Source organism: Acinetobacter sp. SwsAc5, from assembly GCF_013391485.1.
Classification (GTDB): Bacteria; Pseudomonadota; Gammaproteobacteria; order Pseudomonadales; family Moraxellaceae; genus Acinetobacter; species Acinetobacter towneri.
On sequence record NZ_JACAXD010000013.1, the window covers coordinates 1 to 14,115 of the forward strand.

Genomic DNA, 14,115 nt, shown 5'->3' on the forward strand with positions numbered 1-14,115 from the left:
TACATAGTGCACTAGGTTATGTGCCACCTTTTGATTTTGAAGCAATGTACTATGATAAAATTAATCCGTTAGGTCAGGTGGCCTAACTTAAATAAAAAGTCTCCGACAAACCCGGTACGGTTCACTTTGGCATCTTTCTCAGAATCTAAAATAACATTATACCCAGGGAATACACTTTCAAGGGTTGAGGCTTTTTCTGTTTCTCGAAATTTTTTGGGTTCAATAAAGTCTTGTTTTTCCAGTTCACTAACTTGGACCAAATCAATTAATACTGAAGCAATAGTTACATATCCAAATTCGGCACCTGGGAAACCATTTTGAACTTTATGTACTTGATAACTTCCATCAATCGCTAAAATAAGGTCAGGTTGTAAAGAGCTTTCAATTAATTCAGATTTTCTGATAATTGAAATTCCGCATTCTTCTCCACTTTTTTGTTGCTGTCTTATTTTTAAACGCTCTTGAAGTAATTTGACTTTTTCACTATCAAGTAGTCTTCTTAATGGATCATAACTTGCGAATTCGCCTTCAAATCCCATTTTCTTCCTTAAACCTCAAATTTATTTACTTGAACAGGTATTACAAAAAGATTACTCAAAGTTTTCACTCTCAGAAAGCCTTTATCTTGTGCTCTTCTAATAGATGGTTCAAAATCTATAAAATCATAATATTTACAGAGTTCTTTAGTCTCATCAGTATTATTCAAATGGCTAATAAACCAGTTAGCAGTATTCTTCAAAATATTTTTTTGAATACTACTAACTTCTTGAGTTGCATATACCATTCCAATACGATATTTGGATCCCTCTTTTGCTGTTCTTACCCATACATCTGTTAAATCTAGATCATTACCCGCAGGTAAAATATTGTGAGCTTCTTCTAAATAAACTAGAATCTCAGGAATATCAGTTTTTCCGTGAATAAATTTACGCTGATTATCCTTAAAAATTCTCGTCATAATTCTTTTAGCAGAAGATTTATTTAATTCAGGTTCACCGCTTGATTGGTCAATGATGACTAATTTACCTTGTACTAAATGATTGTAAATATCTTCTGCGTAGTCGCTTGTTGTATCTGCACTATGTTGTTCTGCTGCTTTTCCGATTTTTCTTGTTCCATTTGGGTATTGGAAAATACCTATGATTTTTTTCAAATCTTCATCTGCCCATCTGTCTCCTGAACTGTTTGCACGATTAACATAAGCTGTTTCAAATGCTTGATAACCACTTTTACTATCACGCATAAACTTATCAAGAGTTTCAAAAGCATTCGCAAGTTGTCCCCAAGTTGGGGCTGAATTCCCAAAAATTTGTGCTGCTGACTGATACTCTGCTGCATTGTCACCTGTACTATTTTGTAAGGCATCTCTTAACTGTTGATTGAAAAGGCCTGTTGTAACTGGTCTTTGGTTTTGTGGAATGGTAAAGCCTGCTCTTGCTAACATAGCTTTGTATGCTAAAACTCTGCGATTATGTCTTGTTAAAGCACTTCTATCATTAGCGGCAGGAGGTTCAAAACTTACTTGGCAAAAGTTTTTTATGTACGTTGTGCTATCTTCGAAAAGAATACTGTCAATAATTTCTTTGCCAGTCTGAAGATTCTCTGTTTCAAAGAAATTTAGAAGCATTAAAGTTCGGTCAGGATCATTTGGGTGCTTTGTAATACCATAAGTAATAACTTCATTTGCTTTTATTCCATCTGGAAGAAGTTGCCAAACATTTTTTAATGCTGAATGGCTTTGTTGCATAAATATGTAAGCATCTGATTTAAATAAATTTAATTTTGGATCAAAAAATAATCAAAACTTTTAAAATCATATAGTTATGAAATCTTTGTGCAACAAAGCCATGCTGAATTATTGTCTTGCACATTTTCATTTGCATATTCACCATTTGGGTCAAAAATGATTTGACCAATTCTAATATCTTTATTTTCCTTATCTCGTAACTTTCTTAATTCGAAAACAGATTTGGCAATAATTTTTGTTGTATTTGATTTCCCTGTTCTTGTCATACCAAAGAGAGCCGTTTTTTGATTCAGCAGGTCCATTGGGTGAATATAAACGGGTACATCATCTATATTTTGATACTTTCTATTGGTAGAAGCATATCGAACATGTCCAATTTGTACTTTGGCATCTTTTGCTACATTTCCATAGCGATTCTTTAACTCTAGAATATTTGATGGATCAATATAATTGACAATACTGTTTAGAGCATCCCCGTTAGGTTTGTAAACTTTTAAACCACGATTTGGATAATAGTTAGAAATGTCACTTCCGAATTTCAAGTTAAGGGGAGCATTTTCTTGGTGTCCACTTGCTTCAAGAAAAAATGTTCCAATGATTCGACATTGAACGCCAGCGAATCCAAGTAAATTCTTTGTTCTTGCATCCATTGCACTAGCATGATCCCAATGTTTTTCAGTTTCACCACTGATACGTTGAGCAGTTTCCACTCTTATTCTTTCTGCTTCTTTATCTTGTGGTAATGAAGCAGCATCCATGACCCTTAATAAAATGAATGAGGCGTCTTCTGTTTTGAAATCAATATTTGAACTATTAGGGTCTACTCGAGATGCAATTAAAAAACTTAGGCTTGGAATTCCTCCAACCTTTGCACGATAAAAGTCATGAATAATTACTCGTGCAGTTTCGTAGTTAATCGAGTATAAATCTCCAACGTACTCATTAGGTTGTATGAGCCTTTGAAACCATTGTTGAGCATCAGCTTTTTTATCATCCTTTAGTCTTGAGATAAGTCCTTGCTCTATATTCATAAATTTAAACCATTTTCATATTCTTTTATCAAAGAATTATATCTAGATGTTAGATAGCACTAAAATCTATTTTTGATCTATTTGTAACACATTGATAAAAATAATTATAAATTCATCAAAATATCCCCAAACCGTCTCCCCCAATTTTTAAACTCTTCATCAGACTCAGCCATTTCAACTAGATTTCGTGGATGATTAAAGGTTTTCCTTATCCCTATATTTTGTAGAGATTTAGCGGTTGGCCAACGTAAAGAGCGTTTAACGATTTGCTTCCGAAAAGTTGGAAAATATGAGTTCCATGTGTCTGTATCTGAGATTTTGACAATCAGTGTAGAAAGAGGCTTTAGATTATCGCTGGTATCTATTTCCAGAATGACAAATTTTTTGCCTTGAAAACTAAGTTGGACTTCAATAATACACCTCGGATTACCATCATGGGTTCTATGTAGCTTGGAACGATTGACCGCAGGCAGCTTATGTACATGAATGATGGGCTGAATACGATGTTGTGATGCAAATTGTTCAACCATGGCTTTGAATGCTTCAAATCTTTTCATGAAAAATGCAAGGTCATCACTATCATCATGGACATTCTCAAATTCTCCACGGCCAATTTCACCAAAGATCGTGGCTTCACCTGTACTCACACTATGATCAGGTAGAATTTCAACATCATTATGATTCGGTATACCTTTCTTACCTGAACGTTTAAGTGTTGCCTTTTTTGTTTCATAAGGACTGGCAAGGGACATAGTGATTTTTGGAGATTCAATTTGGGTAATTTTCCGATCACTATCCGCTTCTTTTTCATCATCAATGGTTGGATCATCGTTGGAGGTATTACGTCCTCCAGAGTTTCCACCTGTTTTTTCATAACTATTTTTTACGGTAAATTTTGGACTACAAAAAATCACTTCATTAGAAATATCAGTCGGTAAATTAGCAATCCCAATGATTTCATTCACATAATATTGTTGGCTTTTTTCACTGAAGTAAACTTTCATTGTAATTTCAGCCCCTATTAGTGAGGGCGGTGCAAAATTGAAATTCCAAAAGGTTTGTGTTTTAGTTTTAACTTGCTCAATCGAAAAATGTTTGGAGATACTTTCATAGGACGCTCGTGCCTCAGTATCAAGTAATATCCATGACAGTAGGCGACGCATACCAACACTATCATATTGATTGGGGGGAAAGCGGCAAAATTCATGAACGTGAATAATGGTTTGATGTTCTTCTGGGACAATATAATATTCTGTTGTTAGCTTTCTTTGATCTAAAGCTGCCTTAGATAAATAAGCATTATGGAAAAACAAAACTCGTGCCAGTTCTATGTGTGGTAAATGGATTTGAATATCCTTATATGTACCTTTTAAGTCGCTCACAATGTAGCTAAATATGTACTGTCCTGATTTATTTGTTGTTATTTTCCAATTGTTAAAATCATCAATTTGAATGGTGATGATCGATTCATTGTAGGAGGGGATTTCTTTGGTTTGATTAAATCTTCTATTTTTTGCTAATAGTGGCATGTTGGAAAAACGAGCATGTTTTACCATATATTTTTCATAATCTGGTAAATGGGTATAGTGATTTTCTAAACCAATATGAATATTCCATTCACTATTTTTATGATCCTTAAAAATAGAGCCGAGAAAGGTAATTCGGGCATTTTCTGGAAAGTTTCTAATCTTTATCATATTGCATCCCTATTATTGATTTACTTAAATTGTATTGTCAGAAATAATGGAACTATGCCCTACAAGAACACTATTGCCAGATTCTTTAAGAGTAAAAACCTTTTTATAAATTAACCACCACCTCATAAATTTGTTGTAGCTGCTGACAAAATTCCTGCATCTGTGTTTCTGTCATGTCTGAGGTGCTGACTCTGATTGCTGATATATCCTGATTCACTCTAAAGTCTTGTCCTGAACGCACTAACCAGCCTCGCTGCCGTAGAATTTGAGTCGTTTTATCTGCATAAGGGAGGGATAACCAGATATTTAGCCCATCATAATGGGTTGCACAGGGGATGCTAAATTTTTGTAAATAATGAACAAATTTTTGATTTTGTTGTTGATAGTAAGATTTGGCAGTGTGTAGTGTTTCAGGGAACTGTTCTGAGCTGAATAGTTGATAAACCATTTCCTGAATAATATGGCTGACCCATGTTGAACCCGCATTCAGCTTGAGGTGTAGTTTTTCTGAAGTTTCAGAGTCGCAACATACAAATGCAAAACGGAAATCAGGAGATAAATATTTCGATACTGAACGAATGACTGCCCAGTGCTTCGTTGAGGGCGGAATAATATGCTGGTATTGAGCCTGAGCTAATAATGAGAAATGATCATCGACAATGACCAGTACATGTGGATAGTCTTCAAGGATGTTATAAATTTTTTCAGCCTGTACTGTATCCAGACTATAACCTGTCGGATTCTGCGAGCGTGGCGTAATAATCACTGCTTGCACATTTGCCTGTAATGCTTGCAGTAATTCATTGAGATCAAAACCCTGTTCACTGACTGTAAAGGGATACATTTTAAACTGTTGTTGTTCAATGGCAGAAATACTGGTGATAAAGCCAGGCTGTTCTACCGCAATCATATCTGATGAAACCAAGTAGGCAGCTAGAATCCTTTCGATGGCATCCACTGCACCATAAGTAAATTCAATACTAAAGGTCTGTGGAATATCGGCAAATATTTTTTCCTGCGTGATTTTTAATAGTTCAGGATGGTAAATAGTTTCCCCATAGAGTGCACAGTTAAAATGAGTTAAATTAATGTGCTTGAGAGAAGGCAACAATTCACGTTTTGGATTGCCATGTGCTAAATCAACAGTTCCTTGTAACAGGGGTTGAAAGCCTTCTAATAGACGTGAAGATTGATAGGATTTAACCTGTGTCCCTAAACGTCCTCTGGAGATCACAATCCCCATCGCAACCAGATTCTTATAGGCAGCCGCAACTGTATTACGATTAACACCGAGCTGTTCAGCCAGTTCCCGTACACTCGGTAAAAAGTCGCCCTCTTGAAGCTGTCCCTCTTTAATCAGTGTACGGATATTATCCTGAATATCTTGAGCGGTATTGCCTGTAATGTTCATAAAAAGTTCTATCTCAGGGGGTTATACAGGGATTAAATTGCTGAACCAGTCACGGAGTAACAGGCTGGCTTTTTCCTGTAATGGTTTGCCATAGTATGTATTCTCTTGGCGTAAGGTTAAAATATCAACCTGTGCCTGATTTAATTCAGCAGTATGTCCAATCAGCCAGCGTTCAAAAGTATGTGGATCAACTTCGGCATGGAACTGTAGTGCCAGAATATTTAAACCCACAGAAAATGCCTAAAGTTGGATAATTCTTTTTTAAACGTTGAGTCAGTGCTGCAATAAAATCTGTTAAGTAGGGATAAGTTTCAGTTTCATATACGCCAATAGGACCGCCTAATACAATGACAGGTTGTTTCGATGCCAATGCCTCATTCAGTACATCAACACCAAGCTGTAAATATTGAATTTGATAGCCTAAATCCTTGAAGACTGGAGCAAAACTTCCCAAGTCCTCAAGTGCCAAACTTTGAATTGCATAAATGATTTTCATGGTTGTGACTCTACATAATTCTGACTTAATTCTTTTAATAACAGCGCAATTTGTTGGGCTAAATATTCGACTTGGGCATCAGTCATAATGAGGGGCGGTAATAAGCGAATGACTTTGCCTTGTGTCACATTGAGTAGTACCCCAAATTTTTCACTTGCCAGTTGAGGAATATTGGCAACAGGATGAATGAGTTCAATCCCAATCATTAGACCTGCACCACGTACGGATTGAATGTTTTGCAGTCCTGTTAATCTGGACTGTAATAAATCCAGTAGCTTATAGCCCTTATCAGCAATGGTTGCTAAATATTGCTTATCCAGTAAATCCAGAACGGTATATGCAACCCGACATGCCAATGGATTCCCGCCAAAGGTTGAACCATGTAAACCTGATTGCAATAAATGCCCCAATTTTTCATGTGTTAGACATGCCCCAATAGGAACACCATTCGCTAAGCCTTTGGCAATGGTTAAAATGTCAGGACGGATTCCAGCCTGTTGATAGAAAAACCATGTGCCTGTACGTCCAAGTCCACACTGGATTTCATCCAGGATCAGCAACCACTGTTGTTGGTCGCATAATTTTCTTAACTGTCTCAAATAAAGGGGTGAGGCAATATTAACCCCTGCTTCACCCTGAATTGGCTCAAGTAAGACAGCAACTACGTCTGGATCATGCTGATAATGCTCAATCGCTGCCAAATCATGAAAAGGCACAAACTCAAAACCATCCAATAACGGCCCAAATGCCTCTCGATATGCTGGTTTTGCTGTTGCAGATAACGCCCCAAGCGTTCGACCATGAAAGGCATTCTGCATCACAATAATTTTAGGTCGTTGTATACCTCGTTGATGACCATAGGCACGAGCGATTTTAATCGCAGCTTCATTGGCTTCTGTCCCTGAGTTACAGAAGAATGCCTGTGTTAAGCCTGTAATTTCTGCCAGTTTTTCTGCCAGACGTTCATTCCAGCCATGCTTAAACAGGTTGGAAAGATGCAAAAAGGTTTGTGACTGTGCCACGATCTCTGCATGAATCACTGGATGGGCATGTCCTAGCAATGTGACACCAACGCCTGAAATGGCATCGAAATAACATTTATCCTCTATGTCCCATAAATAACAACCCTCACCACGCTGGAATTCGATTGCCAAAGGTTGATAAATCGGCATTAAATAACTCATGTGGTTAGCTCTTTCAAAATATCCATAGAACAAGGTTGATAAAGATGTTTGCTGCCCAGTAATTGCATTGCACCATCTTTTTGCATTAAAAATCTTGTATCTTCAATGACCTGATAAAGTTCAAAACTTAAATCATCATGGGGTTGTAAATATTCCACTAAGGTCTTCATGTCTTTCAACGGCTGCAAGGAGCTGGTCTGAAAATTGCCCATGAGCTTGCCATGTTGATAGATAGTGAGTTGATAACTTTGGCTCATCGTTTATTGCTCCGACCAGTAATAGTTATCGGGCAAATCCCTTGCCCCAAAAATTGCCTGTCCGACCCGAATATCGGTTGCACCTTCTTCAATGGCAATCTCAAAATCACCTGACATACCCATAGATAAACGTTTGATGTTGGGATAATTTTTTTGGATGTCATCACGTAACAAACGTAAAGTTCGGAAACAGCGTCTTACTTCAACAGGATCTTTGCTATGAATGGCAAGAGTCATTAAGCCAATGATTTTTAATTGTGGATATTGCTGACATTGTTCAATAAGAGCTAAGGCCTGTTCTGGTTTTACTCCGAATTTACTTTGTTCATTGGAAGTATTAACTTGAATAAATACAGGAAGTATTCGCTGTGCATCTGCTAAACGATGGTTCAGCTTTTCTGCAAGTTTAATACTGTCTAAAGCATGAAATTCGTCAATAAACTTCGCTACATACTTCACTTTATTAGTTTGTAGATGCCCAATTAATATCCATTGAATTGGTAAATGCTGCAAGGCTTCATATTTTCCTTTGGCCTCTAATACCCTGTTTTCACCAAAGCAACGAAAACCCAACTGATAGGCTTGTTCAACTCGTTCAGCAGGTAAAGTCTTGGTCACAGGCAATAAGCGTACTTCTTCTGGATTACGTCCTATTCTTTGGCAGACTGCATCAACCTGCTGCTGAATTTCTTGAATATTCTTTTGTAACTCAACAAGACTATGTGGCGTATTATATCGGCTCATTTTAAAACTATGACATATAAATTCTGTCATAGGACAATATTGTAATTTAAATAAAAGTGCAAATCTTTATTTGATCTTTTAAAGCTAGACAGAAATATCTTATTGTCTTAGATTAATAAATATTGTCATAGGACGTTTTTTTGCTGTATTTAATGAAAGGAGAAATGGATAAATGTTTGTTCCTAATGATTTTAAAGAAACACGAACATCAGAAATTAATGATCTTGTTCAAAAATTTCCTTTAGCCTGTATTGTTGCAAATACAACACAAGGACTAATCGCCTCCCATATTCCGTTGGTGATGAAAGATGATCAGATTCTAGTGGGGCATCTTGCAATGACCAATGAAATGAGAAGTCTTATTGCTGAAAGTGAGGAGGTCTTATGTATTTTTAAAGGACCAGATGCTTATATTTCGGCAAACTATTATCCAAGTAAATTTGTAGATCATAAAAAAGTACCAACATGGAATTATCAGGCAATCCATATCTACGGTAAGATCAATTTTTTTACCAGTAATAAGACCAAACTGGCGGCTGTTGGCATGTTAACCAAGCAAAGTGAGCAAAAGGCAAATGGTGCATCAGGTTGGAAAATGTCAGATGCTCCAATAGACTATCTTATGGAAGAACTAGCAGGGATTATTGTTTTTGAAATAACAATTTCCCGAATTATCGCTAAGTCTAAATTGAGCCAGAACCGAGACTCGAGAGACTTCAATTCAGTTGTTAAAGAGTTACAGGCTAGAGGTGAACATGGAGTTGCGGAGAGTATGTTAAGGTTAGATAGAGGTCAAGGTTAATCATTTTAGGTTAAAAATTTGAAGATTGTCCCTATTAGAAGAATAGTTGTTGTACTTAATTCCGCTATGATCAATGCCACCATCATAAAGGTCATGCACCAGCTAGGAAGTGTCCAGTATCCAAGTTGGTGAGGCTGTTTAAACTGATTGGTAGTATCTTGAAGCAGCCCATGCAGAATATAAGATAAAATGGCAAAGGTAAAAAAAGAACAAATTCGCTAGTACACAAAGTAAGGCTACAGGATTGGATAACACGGTAAAATGGCTGAGTGTTGCCAAGATTAAGCTTGCGGCTACATACAGTAAACTACTATGATGGGCAAGATATAATAATGTGCTCTTGCACGTTCAGTGTGTCTAATCTGATAATATTTCCAGACACCTGTAAGCATGCCAATCCATAGAAAAATACCACTAAATACAATCGCCCACTGTGTTGCAACAGTTAAAATATACATTTCATTCCCTGCAAAATGAATTTGAATCACTACTACCTAGACAAGGAAAAATCTTGACTAGGTAGCAATATATTGTCTCAATTTAAGTTGCCATTGCCAGTTTCATTAATGACTTCAATTGGTTCACTTCAGATGGATTGGCCTTCTGTAAGGGCTTTCTTGGATCACCCACATTAAAGCCCAATTCATTTAAACCTGCTTTTACCGTTTTTGGTAAACCGCCCTGAACAATAAAGCGTAACAGTGGGAGTTGTTTGTAAAATAGCCTTTGAGCTTGGGCAAGATCACCAGTTTTTGCTGCCTGATACAACTGGTTTGGCAATTTACCTAACAGATTTGGGGCAACTGTACACCAACCACTTGCACCTGCACAAAATGCCTCTAATGCCAACGGATTACAGCCATTATAAAATGGTAGTCTACCTTCTGTAAGTTCATGGAATTTATGCATACGTTGAATATCACCTGTACTATCTTTGACCATACAAATATTCTCAATTTCTTGAAACATCTTGGCAATTAATTCTGGTGACATATCTACGCCACTGGTGGCAGGATTGTTATAAATCATAATTGGCAGTTTGGTGGCTGCTGCAATTTGCTGATAATAATCATAAATTTCTTGATCTGTCAGTTTCCAATACGAAATTGGCATGACCATGATCACATCTGCACCCAATTCTTCAGCCTTTTCTGCTTTCTGAATTGCCATTGTGGTGGTGAGTTCGGAAATCCCTAAAATTACAGGTACACGATGATTGACCACTTCAATACTTTTTTCGGCAACCTGTTGCCATTCCTGCCAAGACAGATAAGCACTTTCACCAGCACTACCTAAAGGTGCAATCGCATCACATTGATGTTCCAGTAGAGCATTTAGGGTAATGGTTAGGGCATCGAAATCGATTTCCTGACTCTCAGCTTTAAAGGGAGTTATTGGGTAAGCAATGATGCCTTCTAATTTCATGGTGATTATCCCTCAATGCAATCTAAATGATTTTTTAAAGCCTTACGAGCGTAATAGGCAAAATTGACCTTATTACGTTTATCTGTTGAAACCCAGTCATGGGCTTCTTTGGCAAGTTCATGTGGAATTTGTTGAATTTGTCCTGCTGCCATTGCCAAAAGCTGTAAACGTGCTGCACGTTCAATCAGGATTGCCAGATTACAGGCTTCTTCAATCGTTTTTCCCGTGACCAGTTGTCCATGATGAGAAAGTAAAACAGCACGGTTTTTACCTAGAGCCGCTGAAATGAAAATTCCTTCCTCATTTCCAACAGGTACACCTGGCCAGTCTTCTACAAAAGAGCAATCTTCATACAAAGCACAAGTATCCATATGTGAGACTATTAATGGCACACGAAGCATGGATAATGCAGCCACATGCGTTGGGTGGGTGTGAATAATACAATTCACTTCAGGATGCTCTTTATAAATCCATGTGTGAAAACGATTGGCTGGATTTGCCATGCCTTCGCCATTTAATGGCTTGAGGTCTTGGTCAACTTCTAACAGATTTGCTGCGGTAATTTCATCAAAGCCTAAACCGAAACGTTGGGTAATAAAGGTATTGCCTTTTTCGGTACGACTGGTGATTTGCCCAGCAAGCCCAGCATCATGACCATGATCGAATAAGATACGGCAAGTTAGAGCAAGTTTTTGTTTATCGGTATAGCCTTCATCTTTAAAAAGCCGTTGCATACTCTGTTGGGCATTTTGCATCAACTGTTGCTTATCAAGTAGTGCGGTTTCCATAAGATCTCCTATTCGGTTGATTTGTCATTGCGACACGGGCAGAATAAGAAATCTGTGGGTGATTTAAAATATCCAGTTTTTAAAACTTATATGGTCCAGAAAAGATGATTCAGAAAATCAGGCAACAATCATGGGAAATGCGACTACATCTTGCCGAACGTAAAGAAAAGACCATTTTTCTTAAACTGGCAAATCAGATTATTCAGGAAATTTTGTCTGGACGATTACGACAAGGTACACGTTTACAGGGTTCACGCACTTTGGCGGATGAACTGGGGATTAATCGAAAAACCGTACAATCGGTCTATGAAGATTTAGAAGCACAAGGCTGGTTGGTATCTAAGCCACGACAAGGGACGTTTGTTTCTGAACATTTACCTGACCTTAAACTTGAATCACCGACAATCCCGATGACACTAGCCCAATCCGCTACTGAATCATCCATCCCACAGGAAGCCATTAAAAATGATGGTATTCCCGATACCCGATTGATTCCTTATGAACTATTTTCCCGTGCCTATCGTCATGCTTTAATTCAGGTGACTCGACAGCAAATTATGGGCTATGGCGAGCCGCAGGGGTGTCTGGAATTACGTCAAGCCTTATTGAATATGTTGTCAATGGAACGCTTTATTCAAGCGACCATACAGCATATTTGTGTGGTTCGGGGTAGTCAAATGGGGATATTTCTTGCGGCTCGTGTACTTGCCAAACAACCACCACAACGTCAGGTGATTGTGGTGGAACAATGGTCTTATCCGCCAGCCGTAGAAACCTTTTTATCCAATCATTTTCAGATTGTTCGGGTTCGATTAGACCAATATGGTCTGGATACTGATCATCTATTTGAAATACTGAAAAATCATACTGTTGCAGCAGTATATACTACGCCACATCATCAGTATCCTACTACTGTTTCTATGTCGATGGATCGGCGATTAAAACTTTTGGAGCTGTCTAAAACTTTTGATTTTTATATTATCGAAGATGATTATGACCATGAGTTCCATTATGACAGTCGCCCTATTCCACCTTTAATCAGTTTGCCTAATGCAGATAAAGTCATTCATATTGGCTCGTTGTCTAAGGTTTTTGCACCAAGTTTAAGGGTAGGTTATGTGGTGGCAGATTTGGAGATTATCCACGCCATGAAACAGGATATTTTGTTGATTGATAAACAGGGTAATGCGATTACTGAATTGGCAATTGCTGAGTTGATGCAACAAGGTGAAATTAAGCGACATACCCGAAAAATGCGGAAGATTTATCAAAGTCGTCGAGATTTTGCAGTCATGACCTTTCAGCAGATTTTTAAGGATAAAGTTGAGATTGTTACACCTGCGGGAGGCATGGCATTATGGGTGAAATTTAATCTGCCTTATCAGGTAGAATTTGTAGAAGCTCTTAAACAGTTATATATTGATTCTGAATATCAATTTGGTTCAGTACTTCATAATATATCAAATTATTTCCATATCCGCTTTGGTTTTGCTGCTTTAAGTGAAGAAGAAATAGCCCACATTGTTCAGATGTTGTATCAGGCTCTTTTGGAGAGATAGGCGATGGTTTTTGTGCATAAAGACTATCTGTATGTACTTGATGATAAATTGTCCTTGAAAAATCAAATATCACACTTATAGTGTGACGTATTCGTGCAATTAAGAATACGTCATTTAATATAAATTTAAGTTATGTGACTTCACAATGACTGAAAAAATTATTATGGATAGACAACTTTTTAAAAAACCTTTTAAACAGACTGATAATGTTATTCTGCCTTGTCCAACTTGTAAGGGATTAAGCTTAAAACTTGATAACAGAAAATTTTATGCTTTTGATACAGCACTCTCAAGAAAAATTCAAGAAAGTGAAGAAGATTGGGATTTCGATTGGTTATCATCAGTTTTTACAGCAGTATTTATTTGTAGCAATGGTGCTTGTGGTGAGCATGTAATATGTTCAGGTACTGGTTTTGTTGATTGGGAAGCTGAACCTAACGAACATGGAGAGCTGGAACAACAGTATTATTGTTATTATTCACCAAAAACTTTCATACCTCCTATTAATTTTTTTAATATTCCTGAAAAATGTCCTAATAGTGTTAAAGAACCATTGATTGAAGCTTTTTCTTTAACATTACAATCTTCTGGTTCTGCTGCAAATAAAGTTAGGGCAGCTATTGAAAATCTTTTGACCGAGTTTGGAGTAGCTAGAAATTCAAGGAAAAATAATAAACTTCATCGTTTATCTTTAGATGCTAGAATTGCTAAAGCTAAAAATAAAAATGCAAATTTAGGTGATCTTGAAGATATTTTATATGCTATTAAATGGTTAGGTAATGCTGGCAGTCATGGTAATTCTGAAATAACAATAGATGATGTTTTTGATGCTTATGAATTGATGAGCCATTTATTGAATGAATTGTATCAATCTAAAGCTGAAATTAATAAACTAGCTAAAGCTATTAGGAAAAGAAAAGGTCCTGTCAAAAAATAATCAGAAAAGGAGTCCACTCTATTAAATGGTGGACTCC

At 37.1% G+C, this 14,115-nt stretch carries 13 protein-coding genes and 2 pseudogenes; 3 read left to right on the forward strand and 12 right to left on the reverse strand.

Going from position 1 to position 14,115, the window contains the following annotated elements:
• Positions 1–68 precede the first annotated feature (68 nt).
• The 9 genes and pseudogenes from HYG89_RS09020 to HYG89_RS09060 form a co-directional block, all read right to left on the reverse strand.
• Positions 69–539: a DNA double-strand break repair nuclease NurA gene (locus HYG89_RS09020; RefSeq protein WP_178867179.1), complete on the reverse strand. Its 471-nt coding sequence runs from the start codon at positions 537–539 to the stop codon at positions 69–71.
• An 8-nt stretch (positions 540–547) separates the two neighbouring features.
• Positions 548–1,747 (reverse strand): hypothetical protein, encoded by a 1,200-nt coding sequence (locus HYG89_RS09025; RefSeq protein ID WP_218644938.1) that lies wholly within the window; start codon positions 1,745–1,747, stop codon positions 548–550.
• Positions 1,748–1,821: 74 nt separating this feature from the next.
• Positions 1,822–2,778 (reverse strand): helicase HerA domain-containing protein, encoded by a 957-nt coding sequence (locus tag HYG89_RS09030; protein WP_178867181.1) that lies wholly within the window; start codon positions 2,776–2,778, stop codon positions 1,822–1,824.
• A 104-nt stretch (positions 2,779–2,882) separates the two neighbouring features.
• Positions 2,883–4,475, reverse strand: a complete 1,593-nt coding sequence (locus tag HYG89_RS09035) for a Tn7-like element transposition protein TnsE (RefSeq protein ID WP_178867183.1) — start codon at positions 4,473–4,475, stop codon at positions 2,883–2,885.
• Positions 4,476–4,578: 103 nt separating this feature from the next.
• Positions 4,579–5,886: an aminotransferase class I/II-fold pyridoxal phosphate-dependent enzyme gene (locus HYG89_RS09040; protein ID WP_109426805.1), complete on the reverse strand. Its 1,308-nt coding sequence runs from the start codon at positions 5,884–5,886 to the stop codon at positions 4,579–4,581.
• Positions 5,887–5,907: 21 nt separating this feature from the next.
• Positions 5,908–6,382: pseudogene (locus HYG89_RS09045) on the reverse strand (hypothetical protein).
• Positions 6,379–7,566: an aspartate aminotransferase family protein gene (locus HYG89_RS09050; protein WP_109426804.1), complete on the reverse strand. Its 1,188-nt coding sequence runs from the start codon at positions 7,564–7,566 to the stop codon at positions 6,379–6,381. Before HYG89_RS09050 ends, HYG89_RS09045 begins: the two are co-directional and overlap by 4 nt.
• On the reverse strand, positions 7,563–7,823 hold the full coding sequence (locus tag HYG89_RS09055; RefSeq protein WP_004910162.1) for a hypothetical protein: 261 nt from the start codon (positions 7,821–7,823) through the stop codon (positions 7,563–7,565). The genes HYG89_RS09050 and HYG89_RS09055 overlap by 4 nt, the downstream gene beginning before the upstream one ends.
• Before the next feature lie 3 nt (positions 7,824–7,826).
• The gene (locus HYG89_RS09060) at positions 7,827–8,567 is read right to left on the reverse strand and encodes a YggS family pyridoxal phosphate-dependent enzyme (protein ID WP_109426803.1); all 741 of its coding nucleotides are present in this window, start codon (positions 8,565–8,567) and stop codon (positions 7,827–7,829) included.
• A gap of 172 nt (positions 8,568–8,739) precedes the next feature.
• Here HYG89_RS09060 and HYG89_RS09065 point away from each other — a divergent pair, with 172 nt between their 5' ends.
• Positions 8,740–9,369, forward strand: coding sequence for an FMN-binding negative transcriptional regulator (locus HYG89_RS09065; RefSeq protein WP_004910158.1), 630 nt, complete (start codon positions 8,740–8,742; stop codon positions 9,367–9,369).
• A gap of 5 nt (positions 9,370–9,374) precedes the next feature.
• Here the strand turns inward: HYG89_RS09065 and HYG89_RS09070 are convergent.
• The 3 genes and pseudogenes from HYG89_RS09070 to HYG89_RS09080 all read right to left on the reverse strand — a co-directional run bounded on the left by HYG89_RS09070 (position 9,375) and on the right by HYG89_RS09080 (position 11,582).
• A pseudogene (locus HYG89_RS09070) lies at positions 9,375–9,827 on the reverse strand (hypothetical protein).
• A gap of 82 nt (positions 9,828–9,909) precedes the next feature.
• Positions 9,910–10,794 (reverse strand): dihydrodipicolinate synthase family protein, encoded by an 885-nt coding sequence (locus tag HYG89_RS09075; protein ID WP_109426801.1) that lies wholly within the window; start codon positions 10,792–10,794, stop codon positions 9,910–9,912.
• A gap of 5 nt (positions 10,795–10,799) precedes the next feature.
• Positions 10,800–11,582: an aldolase gene (locus tag HYG89_RS09080; RefSeq protein WP_004910147.1), complete on the reverse strand. Its 783-nt coding sequence runs from the start codon at positions 11,580–11,582 to the stop codon at positions 10,800–10,802.
• Between the two features lie 104 nt (positions 11,583–11,686).
• Here HYG89_RS09080 and HYG89_RS09085 point away from each other — a divergent pair, with 104 nt between their 5' ends.
• Together HYG89_RS09085 and HYG89_RS09090 are read left to right on the forward strand one after the other, a co-directional pair.
• Positions 11,687–13,141 (forward strand): PLP-dependent aminotransferase family protein, encoded by a 1,455-nt coding sequence (locus HYG89_RS09085; protein ID WP_004910143.1) that lies wholly within the window; start codon positions 11,687–11,689, stop codon positions 13,139–13,141.
• 145 nt (positions 13,142–13,286) lie between these two features.
• A complete protein-coding gene (locus tag HYG89_RS09090) occupies positions 13,287–14,078 on the forward strand; it encodes a DUF4145 domain-containing protein (RefSeq protein WP_004910141.1) in 792 nt (263 codons plus the stop codon).
• The last annotated feature ends 37 nt before the right edge of the window (positions 14,079–14,115 follow it).

Coding starts and splice junctions, on each gene's coding strand:
- HYG89_RS09025 (WP_218644938.1), bottom strand. CDS start 1,747: ATGCAACAAAGCCATTCAGCATTAAAAAATGTTTGGCAACTTCTTCCA.
- HYG89_RS09075 (WP_109426801.1), bottom strand. CDS start 10,794: ATGAAATTAGAAGGCATCATTGCTTACCCAATAACTCCCTTTAAAGCT.
- HYG89_RS09050 (WP_109426804.1), bottom strand. CDS start 7,566: ATGAGTTATTTAATGCCGATTTATCAACCTTTGGCAATCGAATTCCAG.
- HYG89_RS09085 (WP_004910143.1), top strand. CDS start 11,687: ATGATTCAGAAAATCAGGCAACAATCATGGGAAATGCGACTACATCTT.
- HYG89_RS09065 (WP_004910158.1), top strand. CDS start 8,740: ATGTTTGTTCCTAATGATTTTAAAGAAACACGAACATCAGAAATTAAT.
- HYG89_RS09060 (WP_109426803.1), bottom strand. CDS start 8,567: ATGAGCCGATATAATACGCCACATAGTCTTGTTGAGTTACAAAAGAAT.
- HYG89_RS09030 (WP_178867181.1), bottom strand. CDS start 2,778: ATGAATATAGAGCAAGGACTTATCTCAAGACTAAAGGATGATAAAAAA.
- HYG89_RS09055 (WP_004910162.1), bottom strand. CDS start 7,823: ATGAGCCAAAGTTATCAACTCACTATCTATCAACATGGCAAGCTCATG.
- HYG89_RS09090 (WP_004910141.1), top strand. CDS start 13,287: ATGACTGAAAAAATTATTATGGATAGACAACTTTTTAAAAAACCTTTT.
- HYG89_RS09080 (WP_004910147.1), bottom strand. CDS start 11,582: ATGGAAACCGCACTACTTGATAAGCAACAGTTGATGCAAAATGCCCAA.
- HYG89_RS09040 (WP_109426805.1), bottom strand. CDS start 5,886: ATGAACATTACAGGCAATACCGCTCAAGATATTCAGGATAATATCCGT.
- HYG89_RS09020 (WP_178867179.1), bottom strand. CDS start 539: ATGGGATTTGAAGGCGAATTCGCAAGTTATGATCCATTAAGAAGACTA.
- HYG89_RS09035 (WP_178867183.1), bottom strand. CDS start 4,475: ATGATAAAGATTAGAAACTTTCCAGAAAATGCCCGAATTACCTTTCTC.